Raw genomic sequence first — 21,334 nt, 5'->3', positions numbered from 1 at the left:
GTCCGGGACGGCGGGCCGTGCACGCGATGTGACGGACGGTGGACGCATGGCCCAGGACAACCCGCCCGACGAGGGGACCGGCGCCGACGTGCCGACCACCGGCGGTCCCGGCTCGGCGGGAGCCGCGTACCCGGAGAGGTCCGGTGCCGGCGAGCGGGAGACCGGGCGCGTGGACTCCGGGACGGCCGCGGCCGGGACCCCGGCGGACCTCCGGGCGGGGGACGACGGATCGGCGGCGGACCGCGGTCCGGACACCGCGGACACGGTGGGCACCGGTTCCGGGGACACCGGCACCGGGGACGCCGGATCGGACGGGGTCGTCACGGCCTCCACCCCCGCCTCCAACCCTGCCGACCGACCGGACCCGGACGCGGGGCCGGACGCCGACGCCGTCTCCACCCAGGACCCGCCGACCGACCGGTGGGAGGTCCCCCCGGCCAGCCCGTGGTCCCGCTCCGGCGGCACCGACCCGGGGGCCCCGGCGCACGGGACGGGAGCGCCGGACCCGGCGGCGGAGGGGACGGGAGCGCCGGACCCGGCCCGGCCCGTCACCGAGCAGCTGCCGCCCTGGGCCTACGGGGCGCAGCCGGTGCCCGGCGACGCCCCGTCCGGTGGCCCCGGGGTGGACGCCCCGCCGCCGCGCCGGCCGCGCCGGACCGTCGCGATGATCGTCGGCGGGCTGGTGCTGGCCCTGGTCGCCGGCGCCATCGGCGGCGCGATCGGCACCGACATCGCCCGCTCGTCGGCCTCCGGCGGGGGTGTCCTCGACTCCCCGGTCCCCGAGGCCGAGTCCGACCTGCCCGTCACCCCCGTCGAGTCGGTCGCCGCGCGCGTGCTGCCGAGCGTGGTGCAGCTGCGGGTCGAGGGTGGTGCCGGCAACACCGGCAGCCGCGGCGAGGGCTCCGGCATGGTGATCAGCGAGGACGGCCTGATCCTCACCAACAACCACGTGGTGGAACCGGCAGGCTCCGGCGGGACGCTGCGAGCGGTGCTGCAGGACGGCCGGGTCGCGGTGGGCTCGATCGTCGGCCAGGACCCGCAGTCCGACGTGGCGCTGGTCCGGGTGCAGCTCGCCGGCCTCACCCCGGTCGAGCTGGCGAACTCCGACGGCGTCCGGGTCGGGCAGCAGGTCACCGCGTTCGGCTCCCCGCTCGGGCTCGGCGGGTCGGTGACCACGGGCATCGTGTCCGCGCTCGACCGGGCCGTGAGCGTCGGCGGTGAGGCGGGTGGTGCCTCGACCGTGCTGAACGCGATCCAGACCGACGCCGCGATCAACCCGGGCAACTCCGGCGGACCGCTCGTCGACATGGAGGGCCGGGTCGTCGGGATCAACTCGGCGATCGCGACGGCCGGCCCCGGCGGCGGGTCGATCGGCGTCGGGTTCTCGATCCCGGTGAACCAGGCCCGCCGGATCGCCGACCAGCTCCGGACCGGCGGCCCGGCCACGCACGCCGTGCTCGGCGTCGAGGTCGCCGACGACCCACAGCTCGGCGGGGCGATCGTCCGGACCGTCACACCCGGTGGCGCGGCGGAGCAGGCCGGGCTGCGGCCGAACGACGTGGTGCAGCGGCTCGGTGACCAGCGGATCTCCACGGGCACCGATCTCCAGGCGGCCGTCCGTTCCCAGCCGCCGGGCAGCGTCGTCGAGCTGCAACTGCAGGACCGGACCGTTCAGGTGACACTCGGGGAGCAGTGAGGTGCGCATGCATCCGCACGTGAATACGCAACGTCCACACGGACGGGTCCGGCCGGGTGGAGCCGCTCGCATCTCGTTGACCTGTGAAACATCCGCATGATGGGCTGTCTGCGTATTCGGTGGTGCCCCACCGGATGCGACCGGAGCGCCGTGCCGGCGCGGGTTCCCCCTCCCCGCACCGGTGCGGCCTCCCCGTGGGCACCGCCGGCCCGGCGATAGGGTGACGACCATGGAGATGCCGGGTCCGCAGATCGGCCGTGCCCTCGTGGTGATCGTCGACGACCGGGTCAGTGGCGGTGAACGCTCGGACGAGACCGGTCCGCTGGTCACCGAACTGCTGGAGGAGGCGAACTTCCTCGTCGACGGTGTGGTCACCGCGCCCGGCGACGTCGTCGCCATCCGCAGCGCGCTGAACACCGCCGTGATCGGCGGGGTCGACCTCGTCGTCACCGTGGGCGGGACCGGGGTCTCGCCGCGCGACGTCACCCCCGACGCGACGACCGGGGTCCTGGACCGTCCGGTGCCGGGCATCGCCGAGGCCGTCCGCGCCTCCGGGCTCGCGGCCGGTGCGGTCGACGCCGGTGTGTCCCGCGGGGTCGTCGGGGTCTCCGGCAGCACGCTGGTCGTCAACCTCGCCGCGTCGCGGGCCGCCGTCCGTGACGGCATGGCCACGCTGACCCCGCTCGTCCCGCACGTCATCTCGGAGCTGTCCGGGCCGCTGGCCTGATCTCCCCCCGAACACGGACGGGCCCCGGCGGAGCGACTCCGCCGGGGCCCGTCCGTCGTCGTGGCTCAGTTCGCCGGCGGCACCGGCGGCACGCCGCCCTTCCCGTCGTCGGTCGACGACGGGGGCGGGGTCGCCGGCGGCTGCGACGCGGCCGGGTTGCCGTCCGGCTTCAGCGCGTCGCCCCCGGGCGGCGCCGGCGGAACCGGCGGCACGGAGTCCGACCGGGTCCCCGCACCCGGCGGGGTCTCGCCGGTGTGACCGAGCGCCCCCTCGACCTTGCCCTTCACCCCGTCGATCTGGCCGCTGTACTTGCCGCCGGTGGCGTGGTCGACCCGCTCCGCGGCCTTCTCGACGAGCGGCCCGGCCTTCTCCTTCGCCTTCTCCAGGTGCGGGCCGGCCTTCTCCTTGGCCTTCTCCAGGTGCGGTGCGGCCTTCTCCAGCGCGTTCTCGGCGGCCTCGCGGGCCTTGTCCAGGAACCCCATGACCGGTCCCCCTCCTGCTGTCGGCGCCCACGACACCCGTGGACGTGATGCGTACGGCTGGGTCCATGGTGGCACCGCACGGCGATCCGGTGGTGCCCGGCGAGCCCGGCGCGGCACGGTGCAACGCGATCGACACCTCCGTGCGGTGCCACCATGGGGGCATGACCGAGCCCGCGGACCGGCTGCGCCGGCGGATCGAGGAGATCTTCGGCGACGACCACGCCACCACCGCCGACGAGCGCTCCGACGGCGGCTCGGCCGAGGAGCGCGACGACCGCGACCCGGACCGGTGGTTCACCGAGAACCGGCCCCCGCACCACGGCGGCTGACCCGCACCGGTGCCGCTCACCGGAGCGTCACCGTGACCTCGCCGCCCAGGGTCGCGGCGGCCACCGCGGTGGCCTCGCCCTCCGGCAGCGCCACGAGCACCAGGGGGCCGGGCTCGGCGCGCGCACCGGGCCCGCCCGTCGGCGACGGCGGCAGCACCGCGACCACGACGGCCCGGGCCGCGAGCACCCGTGGTCCCTCGGGGCCGTCCGTGACGACGTCGACCCGGGAGCCGGGGGAGAGCAGCGCCGCGACGGCCGGGTCGGCGGGCCGCAGCGGGACCGCCGACGCGCCGGGGCCGCCGGCGCGCACGGCGAGTCCGGGCCCGACCAGGCGCAGGTCCGTCAGGGGCTCACCGGCCCGGACCGGACCGGCGGGGACCCGGCCACCCGCGTCGGCGACCGCGCGCAGCGCACCGGCGGGCACGAGGGCCGGCGGCCACGCCGTGACGGTCAGGTCGGCCGGCTCCAGCGGTACCCCGGGGGCCAGATCACGGGCCGCGACGAGGACGCCCGCGCGGTCGTCCGCAGCGTCGGGGAGCAGTGCCACCACGAGAGCGGCCAGCGCGAGCAGCGCGGCGGCGACCCGCCGCAGCAGCAGGGCACGGGACCAGGCCGGTGCGCGCAGCAGGCGCTCCCAGGGGCGCGGCACCCGCCGCCGATCGTCGTCGTCCATGCCCGCTCCTCCGCCGTGGTCGTCGAGCCGACGCTAGGGCGGGAACGGGCGCTCCACGGCCCTGTTCACGGGCCTGTGGATGGTTCAGCTACTTGTGGACAACTCCGGGCTCAGGAGCCGGCGGCCTTCGACGACGAGGACGCCGAGGAGGACGATGACGACGAGCCCGAACCGGACGTCGCCGCCGCGGACGACGACCCGGAGGAGTTCGAGGAGCTCGACGAGTCCGAGGACGAGGAGGACGACGAGGACGACGACGCTGTGCTGTCCGCCTTCGACGACTCGGAGGAGCCACTGACCGAGCCCGACCGGGAGTCGGTGCGGTAGAAGCCGCTCCCCTTGAACACGATGCCGACCGAGGAGAACACCTTGCGCAGCTTGCCGCCGCAGTTCGGGCAGGTCGTGAGGGCGTCGTCGGAGAACGCCTGCACCGCGTCGAAGCGGTGGTCACACGACGTGCATGCGTACTGGTAGGTCGGCACAACATCCTCCGGACGGCCGTCGGGCACTCGAGCAGCTGGCACTCCCACACTGCGAGTGCCAAGCATACTCGGCCTCGCGCGCGGGTCCGAGCCGTCCGACCGGTCAGGGGGAGACGTGCACCACCCCGGCCCGCGGGAGCACCACCGCACCGACCGGTACGTCGTGGTCCTCGGCGGGCACCTCGTCGAGGAACTCGCCGTCGTGCAGCGGGACGGCGGTGAGGGTCCCGGGTGCGAGCAGCGGCAGCGTGCGGTCGTAGTAGCCGCCGCCGCGTCCCAGCCGTCGCCCCCGCCGGTCGACGGCCAGCGCCGGGACCAGGACCAGGGCCGCGGTGGTGACCGCCCCGCTGCCGAGGCGCTCGCCTGCGGGTTCGTCGACACCCAGCGACCCGCGGACCAGGTCGTGGCGGCCGGTGTAGCGGGTCCAGTCGAGCGGACCGGGCTCCGCCGGGACGACCGGGACGAACACCGTGCACCCGGCGGCGAGCAGCGCGTCCGGGAGGGAGCCGCCGTCCGGTCCGGCGGCGCCGGGTTCGGTCCCGATCGGCAGGTAGCAGGCGACCGGACCACCCCGATCGGATGCGAGCGAGATCACATGCGGGGCGAGCGCGGCGGTGGTCGCGGCGCGGTCCCCGGGAGGCCTGGCGGCACGTGCGTCCAGCAGCGTGCGGCGCAGGGTCCGTTTGGCGTCACCGGGTCGCCCACCCTGATCAGGGGACGATCTCATCCGTGGCCTCCGCGCGAGCCGTCACCGCCACAGCCTAGTGCTGTGGCTAGGCTCGCCGACCATGAACGCGCAGACCTCCAGCACGGCCGGGGCGTTCCGTACCGCCGTGGTCCCCGCGGCCGGTCTCGGTACCCGGTTCCTGCCGACCACCAAGGCTGTGCCGAAGGAGCTGCTCCCCGTCGTCGACACGCCGGGCATCGAGCTCGTCGCGGCCGAGGCCGCCGAGGCGGGCGCGGAGCGGCTGCTCATCGTCACCTCGCCGGGCAAGGAGTCCGTCGCGGAGTACTTCCGTGAGGACGCCGAGCTGGTGAAGACCCTGGAGGGTCGCGGCAAGGACGACCTGGCCGCACGGGTCCGTCGCGCCCCCGGACTGCTCGAGGTCGACTCGGTCTACCAGTACGAGCCGAAGGGGCTCGGGCACGCCGTCGCCCAGGCCGGGCCGGCGCTGCGCGACGACGAGGGGGCCGTCGCGGTGCTCCTGCCCGACGATCTCGTCCTGCCCACCGGGGTGCTCGGGAAGATGGCCGAGGTGCGCGAGCGGCTCGGCGGCAGCGTGCTCTGTGCCTTCGACGTCCCGCAGGAGCAGATCTCGGCCTACGGCGTCTTCGAGGTCTCCGACACCGACGACGACGACGTCAAGCAGGTCCACGGCATGGTCGAGAAGCCGGCGCCCGACGAAGCTCCGTCGAGCTTCGCCGCCGCCGGCCGCTACCTGCTGGACCGGGCGGTCTTCGACGCGCTGGACCGGATCACCCCGGGCGCCGGGGGTGAGCTGCAGCTGACCGACGCCGTCGCGCTGATGATCTCCGAGGGGCACCCGGTGCACGTGGTCGTGCACCGCGGGGGCCGCCATGACCTGGGCAACCCCGCCGGCTACGCGCGGGCCTACGTCGACCACATGCTCCGGCATCCGGAGTACGGCGAGAGCCTGCGCGGCTGGCTGAACGACCGCCTGAAGGACTGACGTTGCGTACGGTCATCGAGCACCTGAGCCGCATCCTGGACGTCGCCGTGCGGCCCGCGCCGGTGCGGGTCGCGATCGCGGACGCGCAGGGACTGCGCAGCGCCGAGGAGGTCGTCGCGGGGCGCCCGCTGCCGGTCTTCGACCAGGCCGCGATCGACGGCTACGCCGTGCGCAGCGTCGACGTCGCCGGGGCCAGCGAGGCCTCCCCGATCACCGTCCCGGTCGTCGGGGAGATCGCCGCGGGCTCGCGGCAGCCGCTGCGGCTGCAGCCAGGGCAGGCGGTCCGCGTCGCGGCCGGGGCGCCGCTGCCGACCCTCGCCGACGCCGTCGCACCGGTGGGCTGGACCGACGGCGGCGCCGCCCGCCTGTCGGTGCACCGCAGCGTGCCGTCGGCCGGGTTCGTCCGCCGGGTCGGCGAGGACGTCCAGTCCGGTGACGTGGCGGTGCGCGAGGGCGACATCGTCGGATCGGCGCAGGTCGCGATGCTCGCCGCGGCGGGGCGGGACAAGCTGCTGGTGCACCCGCGGCCGCGCGTCTCGGTCGTCGTGGTCGGGGACGAGATGGTCGAGGTGAGCAGGTCGGCGTCGTCCGGCCAGGTCGCCGACGTCTGCTCGCACGCCCTGGTCGCCGCCGCCCGCGAGGCGGGGGCCGAGACCAACCGGGCCCGCACGGTCGGCGGCAGCGCCACCGAGATCCGCGGTGCCGTGGAGGACCTGCTGCCGGCCAGCGAGATCGTCGTCGTCTGCGGTGCGGGTGGTGGGGCGACCGCGGCCGAGGCCAAGAGCGGCCTCGCCGACCTGGGCGGGATCGACGACACCCGGATCGCGATGAACCCCGGCTCCGCGCAGGGCTACGGGCGGCTCGGGCCGGACGCCGTGCCGGTGTTCCTGTTCCCGTCGCACCCGGCCACCGCGCTGGTGCTGTTCGAGGTGTTCGTGCGGCCGCTCGTGCGGCTGGCGCTCGGCCAGGAGCCGGTCCGCCGCACCTGGACCGCCCGGCTGACCTCGCCGGTCGTCTCGCCGGAGGGCCGGCGGTCCTACATCCCCAGCCGGCTGCTGCGCTCCGACGACGGCGGCGAGCTGCTCGCCCAGCCGCTCGGCGCCTCCGGTGCACACCTCCTCGCGGTGCTGGCCGAGGTCAACGCCCTGGCCGTCGTGCCGGAGGACGTCACCGAGCTGACCGTCGGCGAGCAGATCGAGCTCGTGGCCCGCGGCCGCGGCTGACCGCCGTGCCTCCGCCCGTCCCGGAGCCACCCGGGAGCCACCCCGGGTGGCCGGCGCGGCTGGGGCCGCTGCGGGTGCGTGACCACGAGATCCGGCTGCGCCCGGTGCGGCTGCGCGACGGCGCGGACTGGGCGCGGATCCGGCTGCGCGACGAGGACCACCTGCGCCCGTGGGAACCCACCACCTACGGCGGCTGGTCCCGCCGGAACTCCACCGTGGAGTGGCCGGGCCGCTGGTACCTGCTCCGATCGGCGGGCCGGCGGGGCCTGTCGCTGCCGTTCGCGATCACGGTGGACGGTGCGCTCGCGGGACACGTCATGATCGGCAACCTCGTGCGGGAGCCGCTGCTGTCGGCCTACGTCGGCTACTGGCTCGACTCGCGTCTCGGCGGGCGCGGGATCACCACCGCCGCCGTCGCCCTGGTGCTGGACCACTGCTTCGGGCCGGTGCGGCTGCACCGGGTGGAGGCGACCGTCCGGCCGGAGAACATGGCCAGCATCGCGGTGCTGACCCGCCTCGGGTTCCGCCGGGAGGGCCTGCTGCGCCGGTACCTCGACGTCGACGGTGCCTGGCGCGACCACTACGGCTTCGCCGTGACGGCGGAGGAGACCCCGCCCGGCGGGTTCGCCGGGAAGCTGATCCGGGAGGGTCGCGCGGCGCGCGCCTGAACTGCCACGCTCCGTAGTCAAGGCTGTGCGCACGGTGACCCACCGGAGTCACACCGGTCCCGCCGGTCCCTGGAATCGCACCGCCGACCGGGGGACGACGGCGCGTCGCACCCGGGTCCCGCCGGATTCCCCTCTTAAGGTGATCCATGGTGGACGGGATCGGGGCCTGTTCACCGGGTGGACTGCGCCGGTCGGGGAGGAGGCAGCCCGTGCCCAGCTCTCTGATCTTCGTGGGTCTGGTCGTGCTGTGGCTGCTGATCCTCGTGCCGACCGTCGCGCGGCGCCAGCAGGAGGTGGCCCGGCTCAGTCCGGCGCTGCTGTCCGGGCGGGTGCTGGAACGTCCGATGCGTCATCGATACCCGGAGGTGGGCCAGATGGAGCGACCGAGCACCGTCGGCGAGCTGGTCGAGGCGCGGGACGACGTCCCGGGCCCGCGCGGCCGCGACGACGACCGCCACGACTCCGACGACACCTACGACAGCTACGACACCTACGACGCCGAGATCGACGACGACGGCCGCGTGCACGGCCTCGACGACGACCTCGACGGTCCCGTCGACGAGGTCCACGAGGGCCCTGGTGACGGCCGGGACGGCGGGCGGGTCGAAGACCGGGAGCGCGATCCCCGGTCCGGCCGCGCGGCCGCCCGGTACCGGCCGGACCGCGACGCCGGTCCCGCCGACACGGACCTCGAGGACGACGGGTTCGACGACCGCGGGTCCGACGGCGGGATCGACGACGAGGACGCGGACGACGTGCGGCACGACGGCAGGCACGACGACAGGCACGACGACGTCGACGACCTCGACCGGGACGACGAGCACGACGCCGATCCCGACGAGCGGGCCGGGTACGACGACCTCGACCACCCCGAGGACGCCGACGCTCTCGACCGCACCGACGACCTCGACGACCTCGACGATCTCGACGACCTCGACACCGACGACCCCGAGCAGGCCCCGACCCGGTACCGGCCCGGCCGGGGCGGGTTCGACCCGGAGGCCGCCGCCGCGGCCGCGCACGCCAAGTACGCGTTCCGCCAGCGTGTCGTGCTCGCGCTGCTCGTGCTGCTGCTGGCCGCCGGTGCCGTCGCGCTCCTGGTCTCCGCGGTGTTCTGGTGGGTCGCGGGCGCCCTCGGCGCCGGGCTCGTCGGCTACCTGACCTACCTGCGCCGCCAGGTGCGGATCGAGGAGTCGATCCGGGCCCGCCGGGCCGCGCGACTGACCGGGGCGCGTCGTCGTCCGGAGGTCGAACCGGAGATCGAGGAGCGGCCCGACACCGATCCCGCGCACGCGGACCACGACGACGCGGGCGACGCCGACGACGAGACCGACTGGACCGCCGACGACGGCGAGCCCACCCGCGTCCGCGGCACCGGGGAGCCCCTGGGGGTCCTCCCGGCGCGCCGGCGCACCGTCGACGGCACCGCCTCCACCGAGCACGAGTCGTCGCTGCCGCGCCTCGAGGTGGCCCCGCCGCCACCGGTTCCCGACGGGACGTCGCTGGTCGACGTCGACGAGGAGGAGCGTCCGGACACCATGGACGACCTGACCCCCCACCGGCGCGCGGTGGGCGAATAGGGGTCTGTTAGGGTTCTCCAGGTCAGCCCGAGAGGGCGGGCCGCGGGGCTGTAGCGCAGTTGGTAGCGCGTCTCGTTCGCATCGAGAAGGTCAGGGGTTCGATTCCCCTCAGCTCCACCACACCTCACAGGCCGGACCCGGCGATCGGGTCCGGCCTTTGTCGTTCCCGGGAGAGTTCCGGCATCGGGAACACGCCGTCATCCAGGGGCGTTGACGGGCGGCCCGACCCGCCCGACCCGGAGGTCCCGCGTGCCCGTCCCCACCCTCCCGTCCGTCGCCGACCAGGCCGAGAAGCTGATCGAGCTGGGAGCCACCGGCCCCCTCGCCCCGGACGTGCTGCGGAAGGAGGCGGCCGCGCTGCCCGGCGGTCCGGGCCTGCTCGTCGTCGCCGGACTGCGGCCGTCGGCGCTCGCGCCACTGCTGCGCCGTGCCGGGCGGCCCGGCTTCGTCGTCGAGGACATGACCGACGCCGACGACTTCGCCCCCACCGCCGAGGTCCCGGACGCCCCGGTCTGGCTGCTCACCGATCCCGGTCGCGGCGACGACCTGCAGAACGCGTCGCCGGCCGAGGCGGAGGTGGAGTTCGCCGCCCGCGACCGGCTCCCGATGCTCCTCACCGAGGGCGTCCAGTGGGCGCTGCAGGCCCCCGACGTGCTGGAACGCAACCACTGCTTCATGACGACCGGCTCCCGGCTGCGGAAGGCGACCGGCCGGTTCGACGCCCGCACCCCCGCCGTCTGGATCTCGAACGGCACCGGGCGGGACGGCCGGGACCGCCGCGACGCCCCGAAGGTCGGCTGGTGCTGGTGGAACAACCGGCACACCTGGCTGGGCTTCGGATCCGGTGCCGCGCGGCTGGTGGGGCCTGCGCCGGCGCGCTGAACACCCGGACGGCGCGCCCCCGGGTCAGGCCGTGTGGGTGAGGGTCGCCGCGACGCCGGTCGCGGCGACCAGCACCAGGATCTCGACCGCGGCCCAGGTGAGGACGGGTGACCGGCCGTCCCGCAGCCGGCGACGGGTGCGGGCGCCGAGCGCGACCGCCCCGGCGAGCAGCGCCACCTTCGTCAGGACGACCGCGCCGTACGTCGTCGTGACCAGGTCGGCCGGCGACGACAGCCGCGCGGTCGCGGCGGCCACCCCGGACAGCGTCAGCACCGCGACACAGACCGCGGCGAGCCGGGAGAACCGGGGCAGCGCGACCCGCAGCACGGCGGGGTCCCGGGCCAGGACGAGGACCGCCCCGAGCCCTCCCACCCACAGCAGCGCCGCCGCCACGTGCAGCACGACACCGGGCACGGCGAGCGCGGCTGCCGGTGACGCGGCCGTGTGCCCGGTCGCGGCGGGCGCGGCCGCACCGGCCACGGCGACGACGAGCACCAGCGCCGGCGGTCCGGCGCCCTGACCGGGCCGGGCGGGCCGGGCCGCGACGGCCCCGGCCAGCAGCACCACCGCGACCGCGGCGGCGAGCAGCCCCGCCCCGGCCCGGGGACCGGTGAGGAACGCGACGACGTCGCCGATCCGCACCGACCCGAGCGGGCGTCCCGCGAGGATCGCCCCGCGCACCACCGCCTCGACCAGCAGCACGGCGAGCCAGGCCGGCACGGCGGCCGCGAGCACCCGGTCGGCGCCGGGTGCGCGGCCGGGGGCGAGGAGCGCGGCGAGTGCCGCCCCGGCGACGGTCAGCGCGGCGAGGTCGGCCGCCGTCCGTACCAGGGTGCGGGCGACGTCGAGCGGGACGCCGTCCGGTCCGATCCCGCCGGTGACGCCGGCCGTGAGGACCGCGGCGCCCGCCGCGACCGCGCACCAGGCGGCGGGCCCGGCACGGGGCTCCCGGGCGGGCCCGGCCTCCCCGGGAGCGGGGACGTCGGCGGAGGTCAGCTCTTCGCCCGGCGCAACGCGACGACCGCACCGCCGCCGATCACGACGACGGCGGCGAGGATCCACGGCCAGACCGGCGCCCCGTCTCCCGACTCTGCCGCGGCGGGTGCCGCGGACGCCTCCGGGGCGGGGGAGCCCGGTGCCTCCGCGCCCGGCGCGGCGGCCGGGGCGGGGGTGGTGGCCGCGGCGCCGGGGCCCGGCCGGGTCAGGGTGAAGGGAACGGTCCCGGCGACCGGGTGGCCGTCGTCGGAGACGACCCGGTAGTCGACGGTGTAGGCGCCGGCCGGTCCGAGCGGGCGCAGCGGCACCGTGAGGGTGGCGCCGTCGCCGGTGGCGGGGCCGGCGGCGTACGCGGCGCCGTCCGGGCCGCGGACCGTCACGGTCGCCTCGTCGGCGGGGATCTCCTCGGAGAACGTCAGCGTCACCGTCGTCGGGGCGTCGGCCACCTGCGCGTCGGCGGCCGGGGTGCTGGACTCGAGCTCGGTGTGCGCCCAGGCCGGTGCGGCGCCGAGGACGACGGCGAGCAGCACGGCGGGCAGCACGACCGCGGCGCGCCGGAGGGTGGGGAGTAGGGGGCTCACCCCGTAGCGGTCGTCGTGGACGCCGGTCCGGTTCCCGTGGTGCCGAGATTCATGGGCTCACTCTCACCGGCCCGCGCGGGCGAGCGCCTCGGTCGCGGCGAGGTGGCCGGACATGCCGTGTACCCCGCCGCCCGGTGGCGTCGACGCGGAGCAGAGGTACACCCCGTCCAGCGGTGTCGCGTACCGCGACCAGCGGGGGACCGGGCCGAGCACGGCCGAGAACAGGCCGGCCATGGCCCCGTTGATCGCGCCGCCGACGTAGTTCTCGTCGTCGTGGTGCAGATCGGTGGCCGTGCGCACGGTGCGGCGTTCGACCAGGTCCCGGAAGCCGGGGGCGAACCGCTCGACCTGCCGCTCGATCGCCGCGGTCATGTCCCGGTCCGACCCGTTCGGGACGTGGCAGTAGCTCCACAGCGTGTGCTTCCCGGCCGGCGCCCGGGTGGGGTCGGCGACGCAGGCCTGCACCGCGAGCACGTAGGGCGCGTCCGGGTGCCGGCCGGCCTCGGCGTCGGCCTCCGAGCGGGCGATCTCGTCGAGGGTGCCGCCGAGGTGCAGCGTCCCGGCGCGGCGGCAGTCCGGGTTCGTCCACGGCACCGGCCCGGACAGCTCGAAGTCCACCTTGCAGACGCCCGGTCCGTACCGGTGCCGGCGCAGCGAGCGGGCGTACCCGGCCGGGAGGTCCGCCATCGCCAGGAACTGGAACGGGGTGACGTCGAGCAGCGTCAGGTCCCGGGCCGGCAGCTCGGCGAGCGAGCCGATCCGGTGCCCCGTCTCGACCTCGCCGCCGAGCCGCCGCAGCTCCCGGACCATCGCGTCGGCGAGCACCCCGGACCCGCCCTCGACGACCGGCCAGTCGGCTGCATGCGCGGCGACGACGAGCGCCAGCGCGAACGCCGAGGTCAGCGGGGCGTCGAGGCGGCGGATCGTGTGCGCGCCCGCCCCCGCGAGGAGGGCGCGGGCCTCGTCGGTGCGGAACGCGGCACGGCCCAGGTCACGCACCCCGAGCAGGCCGGGCAGCCCGAACCGGGCCAGCGTCACCGGGTGGCGCGGCACCCGGCGCAGGGACCCGAGCATCTCCGGCCACAGTTGCTCGTGGTCGCGTACGAGGGGACCGAGCAGCCGTTCCCACGCGCGGCCGTCCTCGCCCAGCCCGGCGGCGGTCGACGCGACGGAGCGGTGGGCCAGCGCGGCGCGACCGCCGTCGAGCGGATGCGCGAACGCGATCTCCGGGTACCGCATCCGCACCCCGAGCCCGTCCAGGTCGAGGGTCCGGAAGAACGGCGAGACCATCGCGAGCGCCTGCACCGTGGAGCAGACGTCGTGCGTCCACCCGTCGCGGTGGGTGCTGCGCAGCCCCCCGCCCGGCTCGTCGGCCGCCTCGTACACCCGCACCGCGCGTCCGGCCCTGGCCAGCGTGATCGCGGCGGCGAGACCGTTCGGCCCCGACCCGACGACGACCGCGTCTAGCGCCACGACGGCAGCCAGAGCTCGGCCTGCCAGTGCGCCTGGGTGATCGGGTCGCCGACCAGGATCGGCCACAGCCACACGAAGTTCACCAGGATCAGCGCGAGCCACCCGGCGACGACGAGCCGGCCGGTCCGCCGTCGTCGTTCGGACTCGCCGGCGTGCCCCAGCATCCGGCCCATCACCAGCACGACCCCCAGCACCAGGAACGGCACCACCGGCATCATGTAGAAGAAGTACATCTGCCGGTCGAGGTTCAGGAACCAGGGCAGGAACCCGGCGCCGTAGCCGACGAGCACCGCGATCCAGCGCCAGTCGGCCCGCGTCACGGCCCGCCACAGGCCCCACAGCAGCACGGGGATCGCCGGCCACCACAGGGCGGGTGTCCCGATCAGCATCACCGCCGACACGCACTCGGACTCCCCGCAGCCGGTCGCCGAGTCGGAGTAGCGGTAGAGCATCGGGCGCAGCCCCATCGGCCACGTCCACGGCTTCGACTCCCACGGGTGCCGTCCCGCGGAGCTGGTCGTCAGGTTCTCGTGGAACGCCAGCGCCTGACCGTGGTAGTACCAGAGCGACCGCACCGCGTCCGGCATCCAGGACCACATGCCGCCGGTGCCGATCTCGCGTCCGACCTGGTGCCGGTCGATCCCGGTCTCGCTGCCGAACCAGGCCCACCAGGAACCGACGTAGGTGAGGATCGGGACCAGCGCGAGGGCCCAGAGCGCGGGCGCGAGGTCGCGGGCCGCCGTACCGGCCCACGGGCGCGCCACCCCGGCCCGCCGCCGCAGCGAGACGTCCCAGAGCACGCACAGCACGCCGAACGCGGCCACGTAGTACGAGCCGTTCCACTTCACCGCGCAGGCGAGCCCGAGGCAGACGCCGGCGACCAGCCGCCACCAGCGCACCCCCCAGCGCGGGCCGAACGGGTGGTCACCGACACGTCCCTCGGCGATCACCCGGGCCATCCGGGCGCGGACGTCGTCCCGGTCGCAGAGCAGCGCCGCGAACGCGGCGACCACGAAGACCGCGGAGAACGCGTCGAGCATCCCCATCCGGGACTGCACGTGGGACAGGCCGTCGGCGACGAGCAGCAGGCCGGCGAGGCCGCCGAGCGCCGTCGACCGGGTCAGCCGCCGCCCGATCCGGACGACCAGCAGGACGGTCAGCACCCCGGCCAGCGCGGCCGAGACCCGCCAGCCGACGCCGTCGTAGCCGAAGACCAGCTGCCCGAGCGCGATCAGCTGCTTGGCCAGCGGCGGGTGGACGATCTTCTCGTAGCCCGGGTTGTTCTCGACGCCGCCGTTCCGGACCATCTCCCAGGCCTGCGGGACGTAGTGCTTCTCGTCGAACACCGGGGTGCCACGGTCGGTCGGCTCGCCCAGGTCGTAGAACCGGAGCAGAGCCGCGATCAGCACGACGCCCGCCGTCACCAGCCACCCGTACAGCCGATCGGTCGGAGGCGGGACACCGAGCCGGGCTCCCGGACCGGGATCGGCCCGCCGCAGCGGCGGGGGAGTGCCGTGCGGCGTCAGACCGGGCTCCGGACCCGCTCCGGCGACCCTGCTCCCGGGGTCGGCGGTCGAGGTGGGCATCGCCGTCGATCGTAGGCTGGTCCCCGTGTCGCCCGCCGCTGCCTCCGGTCCCGGGGCGTCCGTCGCCTCCCCAGCGACGACGCCCGGACGCCTCGTCCTGGCCGCGACCCCGCTCGGCGACCCGCGGGACGCCTCACCGCGGCTGCGTGAGCTGATCGGCACCGCGGACGTCATCGCCGCCGAGGACACCCGCCGCTTCCGGACGCTCGCCGCGTCACTGGAGGTCACCTACGTCGGCCGGATCGTCAGCCACTACGACGCCGTCGAGACCGAGCGGCTCCCCGGCCTGCTCGCCGCGGTCCGGGACGGCGCGACCGTGCTGGTGGTGTCCGACGCCGGGATGCCCGCGGTGTCCGATCCCGGCTACCGGCTGGTCGCCGCGGCCGCCGCCGAGGACCTTCCCGTCACCTGCGTCCCCGGTCCGTCGGCGGTGACGACGGCGCTGGTCCTGTCCGGGCTGCCCTGCGAGCGGTTCTGCTTCGACGGCTTCCCCCCGCGGCGCTCCGGTGACCGGAGGCGCTGGCTGGAGACCCTGCGCGACGAGCGCCGCGCCGCGGTCTTCTTCGAGTCGCCGCGCCGGACCGCCGACACCCTCGCCGACGCCGTCGCCGTGCTGGGGCCCGACCGCCGCGCCGCGGTGTGCCGGGAGCTGACCAAGACCTACGAGCAGGTGAAGCGCGGGACGCTCGCCTCGCTCGCCGCGTGGGCGGCGGAGGGCGACGTCCTGGGTGAGGTGACGATCGTCCTGGCCGGCGCGGAGGCCCGCGAGGCCCCGCCGGTCGAGTCGCTGGTCGACGCGGTCCAGGAGCGCACCGACGACGGCGAGCGGCTGAAGGACGCCGTCGCCGCGGTCGCCGAGGCCGCCGGGGTGCCGAAGCGGGAGCTGTACAACGCGACGCTCGCGGCGCGCGGCTGAGCCGTCACCTGCCGGTCCGGGCGAGGCTGCCGCGGTCGTCGTGCCGCACGGCCGTGCCCCCTTCTGCGGAATCGCTCTCTGTGGAATCGCTGCCTCAGGAAGCGATGTCGTGGACGGTGCAGGCGTGCGAGCGCCGTCGAAGGACGGCTGCGATGTGCGCTCGCCGACCCGGGCCCGTACCTGCCTGTCGAATCGCTGCCTGAAGCAGCGATTTCCTGGAAGGGGTGTCCCGGGCCTTCGCGGTGGCGGACCCACCAGCGGCCCGGAAGCCGGGCGCCGGGAGCGAGCGCCGGAATCCGCTGCGCCGGAACCCGCTGCGCCGTCCGCTCAGGCGTTCGCCTTCTCCGTCGCGCGGGCCCGGACCGGGATCGCGCGCACGACCGGCTCGACGTAGCGCGCCGCGATCGGCCCCAGCACGGCCATGATCAGCACGTAGGCCGTCGCCAGCGCGGAGAGTTCGGCGGGGACCGCGGCGTAGCCGACGGCCAGGCCGGCGATGACGATCGAGAACTCGCCGCGCGCGACCAGCGCGGCCCCGGCGCGGGCGCGGCCCATCCGGCCGATCCGGGCCCGGCGGGCGGCCCACCAGCCCGTCGCGTACTTGGTGGCGGTGGTCGACACGGCCAGCACCAGAGCCCAGCCCAGCACCGGAGGGATCGCCCGCGGGTCCGTCGTCAGGCCGAACACCACGAAGAACACGGCGGCGAACAGGTCGCGCAGCGGTTCCAGGAGCTTCGTCGCGTTCTCCGCGGTCGACCCGGAGATCGCGATCCCGAGAAGGAACGCCCCGACGGCCGCCGAGACCTGCATGGCCTGGGCGAACCCGGCCACGAGCAACGCAGCGCCGAGGACCTTGAGGAGGAAGACCTCGCGGTCGTCGGAGTCGACGATCGCCGAGACGTAGCGGCCGTAGCGCAGCGCGACGACCAGGACGACGGCGATGACGACCAGCGAGATCGTGACCGCGCTGATCCCGCCCCACAGCGTCACCCCGAGCAGCAGCGCCGTCAGGATCGGCAGGTAGAGGGCCATCACCAGGTCCTCGAACACCAGCACCGAGAGGATCACCGGGGTCTCCCGGTTGCCCAGCCGTCCCAGGTCGGACAGCACCTTCGCGACGATCCCGGACGACGAGATGTACGTGACGCCGCCGAGCACCATCGCGCCGACCGGCCCCCAGCCGAGGATCAGCGCCACCGCGACGCCCGGCGCGGCGTTGAGCACGATGTCGACGAGTCCCGCCGTCCAGGACCGTTTCAGTCCCGTGACGAGCTCGGCGGCGGAGTACTCCAGTCCCAGCAGCAACAGCAGCAGGACGACGCCGACCTCACCGGCCAGCGAGGTGAAGTCACCGATGTCGCCCAGCGGGAAGATCCCGCCGGAACCGAAGGCGAGCCCGCCGACCAGGTACAGCGGGATGGGCGACAGACCGATCTTCTGCGCGAGCCTGCCGAGCAGGCCGAGACCGAAGAAGACGGCGCCGAGCTCGAGGAGTTCGAGTGCGGTGTGGTCCAAGGCGGCTCAGCCGCGCGCGAGGACGTCGGCGGCCTGTTCGAGCTTCTCCGTGGTCCCGACCGCGATCACGATGTCGCCGGCGGCGAGCACGAAGTCCGGGGTCGGGGAGGGGAGGACCTGTCCGGCGCGCATCACCGCGACCACCGACACCTGGGTGCGGGTGCGCAGCGCGGTGTCGCCCAGCGGGCGCGCGTCGTACGGGCTGTTGTGCTTGATCGGCAGCTTGCGGGTGGTGATGCCCGGCAGGTCCGCGTGCTCGTCGTTGAGCTGGTTGACCAGCTGCGGTGCGCCGAGCAGGTTCGCCAGCGCACCGGCCTCCTCCGTGGTCAGCGGCAGCTCGGCGACGCAGGCGTCCGGGTCGTCCGCGCGGGAGAGGATCAGGTCGATCTTCCCGTCGCGGTGCGTGATGACCCCGACCCTGCGCCCGTTGCGCAGCTCGATCTCCTTGCGTACCCCGATCCCGGGCAGCGGAGTGACATCGACGTTCACCCGTGCAACGGTACGCCGCGGACACGGTGTGGCGAAGCGGGCCGGTTCGACCCCCGTTCACGGGGGTACGACCCGTCATGGCTCTGCCCCCGCACGTCATCGTGCTCTTCGGCGCCACCGGCGACCTCGCGCGGCGCAAGCTCTTCCCGGGGCTGCTGCACCTGCAGAACGCGGGCCTGCTCCCCGAGGACTTCCGCGTGATCGGCTCCGGGCGGCACTCACCCGGCACCGACGACGAGTTCCGCGACCGGATCCGGGACGCACTCGGCGACACCACCGGCTGGGAGGACCTCGCACCCCGGCTGAACTTCGTCGTCTCCGACGCCGACGATGCCGACGACGGCTCCGACCTGGCCGACGCCGTCCGCCGGGCCGAGGACGACCTGCGCGGGCCGGGGGACGCCGACGTCCGGCGGCTGGTCTACCTGTCGGTCCCGCCCGCGGCGATGACCCCGATGGTCGCAATGCTCGGCCGGACCGGGATCGCCGAGCGGTCCCGGCTGGTGCTGGAGAAGCCCTTCGGCACCGACCTGGCCTCGGCCCGCGAGCTGCACGCCGGCCTGGAGCAGGTCTACGACGAGCGCGACGTGTTCCGGATCGACCACTTCCTCGGCAAGGAGTCGGTGCAGAACATCCTCGCCCTCCGCTTCGCCAACGGCCTGTTCGAACCGGTCTGGAACCGGCAGAACATCCGCTACGTGCAGATCGACGTCCCGGAGGAGATCGGGATCGAGGGCCGGGCGTCGTTCATGGAGTCCACCGGCACGTTCCGGGACATGATCTCCACGCACCTGTTCCAGATCCTCGGCTTCGTCGCGCTGGAACCGCCGTACGAGATCTCGCCGGACGCCCTGCACGACGAGAAGGCGAAGGTCTTCCGCTCGATCCGGCCGCTGGACCCGTCCCGCGTGGTGTTCGGCCAGTACGCCGGCTACCGCGACGAGGACGGCGTCGCCGGCGACTCCCGGGTCGAGACGTTCGTCGCGCTGGAGGTGCACGTCGACGACTGGCGCTGGTTCGGCGTCCCGTTCCTGCTGCGCACCGGCAAGGCGATGGGTGCGACCCGCCGCACCGTGACGATCGGCTTCGACGAGCCCGCCCTGACGATGTTCCCGGGCGGCTCCTTCACGGGCGACGCGTCGGACGGCCCGCCGACCGAGCTCGTCCTGGAGCTGGCCGACGAGCCGAGCGTCGAGCTCGACGTCCGCGCGAAGGTCCCCGGTCCCGAGCTGCGGGTCGGCCGCGGCCGGATGTGCCTGGACCTCGCCGGCTCCTTCCCGGACGATGTCTCGCTGGAGGCCTACGAACGGCTGCTGCTCGACGTGATGAAGGGCGACCGCACGCTGTTCACCACGACCGAGGAGGTGGAGCGGTTGTGGGAGCTCTGTGACCCGGTGCTCGCCGACCCGCCTCCGGTGCAGGAGTACCCGCGCGGCTCCTGGGGCCCGCAGGACGCGCTGGACCTCCCGGGCCCGCGCGGATGGCGGGTGTCCGGGTGAGCGGCGCGGGCGGCCCGGGCGGCACCGGCTACCTGCCGATCGCCGAGCACGGGATCATCGGCGACCTGCGCACCGCGGCACTGGTCGGCACGGACGGCACCGTCGACTGGTTCTGTCCCGGCCGGTTCGACGAGCCGAGCGTGTTCGCCTCGCTGCTCGACGCCGGCTCCGGCGGGCACTGGGGCCTCGCGCCGCGGACCGACGACACCGAGCTGACCACCCAGCAGCAGTTCTACTACCCCGACTCGAACATCCTGATCACCCGCTTCCTCACCGCGGACGGCATCGTCGAGGTGCAGGACTTCCTGGTGCTGCTGGCCCCGCACGACGCAGGCCACCGGCAGCGCCTCGTCCGCCGGGTGACCGGGGTGCGGGGATCGGTGCCGATGGTCGTCGACGTCGTCCCGCGCCCGGACTACGCCCGCGAGGTGCCGGAGGTCGTGACGGGCGGCGCCGGGATCCGGTTCACCGGCAGCCGGATCGTGCTGGACCTGACCTCGACGGTCGAGCTGTCGGTCGTCGACCACGCCGCGCGGGCCGAGTTCGACACCCGGGAGGGCCGTACCGAGGTCTTCGTCCTGGAGGTCGACGGCGACGGACCCGACCCCTGCGACGACGGCGCCGACGACCTGTTCGAGGGCACCGTCGCGTTCTGGAAGGACTGGCTGAAGCGGTCGTCGTACACGGGACGGTGGCGGGAGCGGGTGCACCGCTCCGCGCTCACCCTCAAGATGCTCACCCACGAACCGACCGGCGCCGTGATCGCGTCACCGACGATGGCGTTGCCCGAGCAGCTCGGCGGGGAGCGGAACTGGGACTACCGCTACGTCTGGATGCGCGACGCGGCCTTCACCCTCTACGCCCTGCTGAGGCTCGGGTTCACCGAGGAGGCGGGGGCGTTCATCGACTGGCTCACCGACCGGTTCGTGGAGCCCGAGGACGGCGCCCAGGGACCGCTCCGCGTGATGTACACGATCGACGGCGACGACGTCCCCGCCGAGATCGAGCTCGACCACCTGGAGGGCTACCGCGGGTCCCGCCCGGTGCTGTGCGGCAACGGCGCCGCCGGGCAGCTCCAGCTCGACATCTACGGCGAGATCATCGACTCGGTCTACCTCTACGACAAGCACGGCCGGGGCGTCGGGCACGAGGACTGGACGAACCTCTGCGCGATCCTCGAGTGGCTCCGCGGGCACTGGGACGCCCCCGACGAGGGCATCTGGGAGACCCGTGCCGGCCGCCAGGACCACGTGTTCTCCCGGCTCATGTGCTGGGTCGCGGTCGAGCGGATGATCCGGATGGCGCGGCGGCGCGGGCTCCCCGGCGACGTCGGGGCGTGGACCACGACCCGGGACGAGATCTACCACCAGATCATGGACCGGGGCTGGGACCCGGACGTCGGCCCGCGCGGCTCGTTCGTCCAGCGCTACGGCGCCACCACGCTGGACGCCTCGGTGCTGCTCATGCCGATGGTCAAGTTCTGCGCCCCGACCGAGCCGAGGTTCGCCGCGACCCTGGACGCGATCAACGACACCCTCGTCGTCGACACCCTGGTGTTCCGCTACGACGTCGAGGACTCCCCGGACGGTCTCGAGGGGGAGGAGGGCACGTTCTCGATGTGCTCGTTCTGGAACGTCGAGGCGATGACCCGCGCCGGACGGCTCGAGCACGCCCGGATCGCGCTGGAGAAGATGTTCTCCTACGGCAACCACCTGGGGCTCTACGCCGAGGAGATCGGACTGACCGGGGAGCAGCTGGGCAACTTCCCGCAGGCCTTCACCCACCTGTCGCTGATCAGCTCCGCGATCAACCTCGACCGCGCGCTGGGCTGACGGCCGGAAGGGCG

21 protein-coding genes, 1 tRNA gene and 1 pseudogene are annotated in these 21,334 nt (G+C 74.8%); 13 read left to right on the top strand and 10 right to left on the bottom strand.

Annotated features, from left to right (window positions below; translation table 11 throughout):
• The first annotated feature begins 46 nt into the window (after window positions 1-46).
• Both PP1_RS13330 and PP1_RS13325 read left to right on the top strand, forming a co-directional pair.
• Window positions 47-1,696: a trypsin-like peptidase domain-containing protein gene (locus PP1_RS13330; RefSeq protein WP_139323759.1), complete on the top strand. Its 1,650-nt coding sequence runs from the start codon at window positions 47-49 to the stop codon at window positions 1,694-1,696.
• A gap of 235 nt (window positions 1,697-1,931) precedes the next feature.
• Complete coding sequence (locus PP1_RS13325; protein WP_010237740.1) at window positions 1,932-2,423, top strand: MogA/MoaB family molybdenum cofactor biosynthesis protein; 492 nt, start codon at window positions 1,932-1,934, stop codon at window positions 2,421-2,423.
• Between the two features lie 65 nt (window positions 2,424-2,488).
• Here PP1_RS13325 and PP1_RS13320 read toward each other — a convergent pair whose 3' ends face one another.
• A complete protein-coding gene (locus PP1_RS13320; protein ID WP_010237742.1) occupies window positions 2,489-2,905 on the bottom strand; it encodes an antitoxin in 417 nt (138 codons plus the stop codon).
• A gap of 161 nt (window positions 2,906-3,066) precedes the next feature.
• On the opposite strand from PP1_RS13320, the gene PP1_RS13315 reads away from it, so the two are divergent.
• Window positions 3,067-3,234, top strand: a complete 168-nt coding sequence (locus PP1_RS13315) for a hypothetical protein (protein WP_162832149.1) — start codon at window positions 3,067-3,069, stop codon at window positions 3,232-3,234.
• Window positions 3,235-3,250: 16 nt separating this feature from the next.
• Here the strand turns inward: PP1_RS13315 and PP1_RS13310 are convergent, their stop codons facing one another.
• Window positions 3,251-3,907 carry an SAF domain-containing protein gene (locus PP1_RS13310; RefSeq protein ID WP_060574027.1) on the bottom strand — a complete coding sequence of 219 codons (657 nt, stop codon included), beginning with the start codon at window positions 3,905-3,907 and terminating at the stop codon, window positions 3,251-3,253.
• A 15-nt stretch (window positions 3,908-3,922) separates the two neighbouring features.
• Here PP1_RS13310 and PP1_RS13305 point away from each other — a divergent pair, with 15 nt between their 5' ends.
• Window positions 3,923-4,234, top strand: coding sequence for a hypothetical protein (locus PP1_RS13305; RefSeq protein ID WP_029239772.1), 312 nt, complete (start codon window positions 3,923-3,925; stop codon window positions 4,232-4,234).
• Between the two features lie 14 nt (window positions 4,235-4,248).
• Here PP1_RS13305 and PP1_RS13300 read toward each other — a convergent pair.
• Both PP1_RS13300 and PP1_RS13295 read right to left on the bottom strand, forming a co-directional pair.
• Window positions 4,249-4,455: pseudogene (locus PP1_RS13300) on the bottom strand (FmdB family zinc ribbon protein); the annotation flags it as partial.
• A gap of 37 nt (window positions 4,456-4,492) precedes the next feature.
• Entirely contained in the window at window positions 4,493-5,116 is a 624-nt protein-coding gene (locus PP1_RS13295) for a 5-formyltetrahydrofolate cyclo-ligase (RefSeq protein ID WP_050802477.1), read from the bottom strand.
• 61 nt (window positions 5,117-5,177) lie between these two features.
• Here PP1_RS13295 and PP1_RS13290 point away from each other — a divergent pair, with 61 nt between their 5' ends.
• From PP1_RS13290 to PP1_RS13265, 6 genes are all read left to right on the top strand, one after another.
• Window positions 5,178-6,080 carry a UTP--glucose-1-phosphate uridylyltransferase gene (locus PP1_RS13290; RefSeq protein WP_010236148.1) on the top strand — a complete coding sequence of 301 codons (903 nt, stop codon included), beginning with the start codon at window positions 5,178-5,180 and terminating at the stop codon, window positions 6,078-6,080.
• Between the two features lie 2 nt (window positions 6,081-6,082).
• Window positions 6,083-7,303: a molybdotransferase-like divisome protein Glp gene (gene glp / locus PP1_RS13285; RefSeq protein ID WP_082399152.1), complete on the top strand. Its 1,221-nt coding sequence runs from the start codon at window positions 6,083-6,085 to the stop codon at window positions 7,301-7,303.
• Between the two features lie 5 nt (window positions 7,304-7,308).
• A complete protein-coding gene (locus tag PP1_RS13280; RefSeq protein WP_029239787.1) occupies window positions 7,309-7,971 on the top strand; it encodes a GNAT family N-acetyltransferase in 663 nt (220 codons plus the stop codon).
• A gap of 209 nt (window positions 7,972-8,180) precedes the next feature.
• Complete coding sequence (gene sepX / locus PP1_RS13275; protein WP_010236773.1) at window positions 8,181-9,551, top strand: divisome protein SepX/GlpR; 1,371 nt, start codon at window positions 8,181-8,183, stop codon at window positions 9,549-9,551.
• Between the two features lie 44 nt (window positions 9,552-9,595).
• Window positions 9,596-9,671: transfer RNA gene (locus PP1_RS13270), tRNA-Ala, on the top strand.
• A gap of 129 nt (window positions 9,672-9,800) precedes the next feature.
• Window positions 9,801-10,433 carry a DUF5701 family protein gene (locus PP1_RS13265; protein ID WP_010236777.1) on the top strand — a complete coding sequence of 211 codons (633 nt, stop codon included), beginning with the start codon at window positions 9,801-9,803 and terminating at the stop codon, window positions 10,431-10,433.
• Between the two features lie 24 nt (window positions 10,434-10,457).
• Here the strand turns inward: PP1_RS13265 and PP1_RS13260 are convergent, their stop codons facing one another.
• From PP1_RS13260 to PP1_RS13245, 4 genes are all read right to left on the bottom strand, one after another.
• Complete coding sequence (locus PP1_RS13260; RefSeq protein WP_075313951.1) at window positions 10,458-11,495, bottom strand: CopD family protein; 1,038 nt, start codon at window positions 11,493-11,495, stop codon at window positions 10,458-10,460.
• On the bottom strand, window positions 11,426-12,010 hold the full coding sequence (locus PP1_RS13255) for a copper resistance CopC family protein (protein ID WP_060574020.1): 585 nt from the start codon (window positions 12,008-12,010) through the stop codon (window positions 11,426-11,428). The genes PP1_RS13260 and PP1_RS13255 overlap by 70 nt, the downstream gene beginning before the upstream one ends.
• A gap of 63 nt (window positions 12,011-12,073) precedes the next feature.
• Window positions 12,074-13,483, bottom strand: a complete 1,410-nt coding sequence (locus tag PP1_RS13250; RefSeq protein ID WP_010225877.1) for a phytoene desaturase family protein — start codon at window positions 13,481-13,483, stop codon at window positions 12,074-12,076.
• On the bottom strand, window positions 13,474-15,069 hold the full coding sequence (locus PP1_RS13245; protein ID WP_010225879.1) for a dolichyl-phosphate-mannose--protein mannosyltransferase: 1,596 nt from the start codon (window positions 15,067-15,069) through the stop codon (window positions 13,474-13,476). The genes PP1_RS13250 and PP1_RS13245 overlap by 10 nt, the downstream gene beginning before the upstream one ends.
• Window positions 15,070-15,094: 25 nt before the next feature.
• Here PP1_RS13245 and rsmI point away from each other — a divergent pair, with 25 nt between their 5' ends.
• A complete protein-coding gene (gene rsmI / locus PP1_RS13240; RefSeq protein ID WP_050802236.1) occupies window positions 15,095-15,985 on the top strand; it encodes a 16S rRNA (cytidine(1402)-2'-O)-methyltransferase in 891 nt (296 codons plus the stop codon).
• A gap of 327 nt (window positions 15,986-16,312) precedes the next feature.
• On the opposite strand, the gene PP1_RS13235 is transcribed toward rsmI, so the two are convergent.
• Together PP1_RS13235 and PP1_RS13230 are read right to left on the bottom strand one after the other, a co-directional pair.
• Window positions 16,313-17,500 carry a cation:proton antiporter gene (locus PP1_RS13235; protein WP_010225883.1) on the bottom strand — a complete coding sequence of 396 codons (1,188 nt, stop codon included), beginning with the start codon at window positions 17,498-17,500 and terminating at the stop codon, window positions 16,313-16,315.
• 6 nt (window positions 17,501-17,506) lie between these two features.
• Window positions 17,507-17,989, bottom strand: a complete 483-nt coding sequence (locus PP1_RS13230; protein ID WP_010225885.1) for a cation:proton antiporter regulatory subunit — start codon at window positions 17,987-17,989, stop codon at window positions 17,507-17,509.
• A gap of 77 nt (window positions 17,990-18,066) precedes the next feature.
• Between PP1_RS13230 and zwf the strand changes: the two genes are divergently transcribed.
• On the top strand, window positions 18,067-19,488 hold the full coding sequence (gene zwf, locus PP1_RS13225) for a glucose-6-phosphate dehydrogenase (RefSeq protein WP_010225887.1): 1,422 nt from the start codon (window positions 18,067-18,069) through the stop codon (window positions 19,486-19,488).
• Window positions 19,470-21,320 carry a glycoside hydrolase family 15 protein gene (locus tag PP1_RS13220; RefSeq protein ID WP_010225889.1) on the top strand — a complete coding sequence of 617 codons (1,851 nt, stop codon included), beginning with the start codon at window positions 19,470-19,472 and terminating at the stop codon, window positions 21,318-21,320. The genes zwf and PP1_RS13220 overlap by 19 nt, the downstream gene beginning before the upstream one ends.
• Window positions 21,321-21,334: the final 14 nt, after the last annotated feature.

Source organism: Pseudonocardia sp. P1, assembly GCF_000178675.2.
In the GTDB taxonomy this organism is placed as follows: domain Bacteria; phylum Actinomycetota; class Actinomycetes; order Mycobacteriales; family Pseudonocardiaceae; genus Pseudonocardia.
Note: the sequence above shows the minus strand (reverse complement) of the source record. Positions and strands in the feature narration are given on the sequence as shown.

What these genes read in the sequence shown, in the direction of transcription:
- PP1_RS13330 (WP_139323759.1), top strand. Translation starts at nt 47, where the DNA reads ATGGCCCAGGACAACCCGCCCGACGAGGGGACCGGCGCCGACGTGCCG.
- PP1_RS13325 (WP_010237740.1), top strand. Translation starts at nt 1,932, where the DNA reads ATGCCGGGTCCGCAGATCGGCCGTGCCCTCGTGGTGATCGTCGACGAC.
- PP1_RS13320 (WP_010237742.1), bottom strand. Translation starts at nt 2,905, where the DNA reads ATGGGGTTCCTGGACAAGGCCCGCGAGGCCGCCGAGAACGCGCTGGAG.
- PP1_RS13315 (WP_162832149.1), top strand. Translation starts at nt 3,067, where the DNA reads ATGACCGAGCCCGCGGACCGGCTGCGCCGGCGGATCGAGGAGATCTTC.
- PP1_RS13310 (WP_060574027.1), bottom strand. Translation starts at nt 3,907, where the DNA reads ATGGACGACGACGATCGGCGGCGGGTGCCGCGCCCCTGGGAGCGCCTG.
- PP1_RS13295 (WP_050802477.1), bottom strand. Translation starts at nt 5,116, where the DNA reads ATGAGATCGTCCCCTGATCAGGGTGGGCGACCCGGTGACGCCAAACGG.
- PP1_RS13290 (WP_010236148.1), top strand. Translation starts at nt 5,178, where the DNA reads ATGAACGCGCAGACCTCCAGCACGGCCGGGGCGTTCCGTACCGCCGTG.
- PP1_RS13245 (WP_010225879.1), bottom strand. Translation starts at nt 15,069, where the DNA reads ATGCCCACCTCGACCGCCGACCCCGGGAGCAGGGTCGCCGGAGCGGGT.
- zwf (WP_010225887.1), top strand. Translation starts at nt 18,067, where the DNA reads ATGGCTCTGCCCCCGCACGTCATCGTGCTCTTCGGCGCCACCGGCGAC.
- PP1_RS13220 (WP_010225889.1), top strand. Translation starts at nt 19,470, where the DNA reads ATGGCGGGTGTCCGGGTGAGCGGCGCGGGCGGCCCGGGCGGCACCGGC.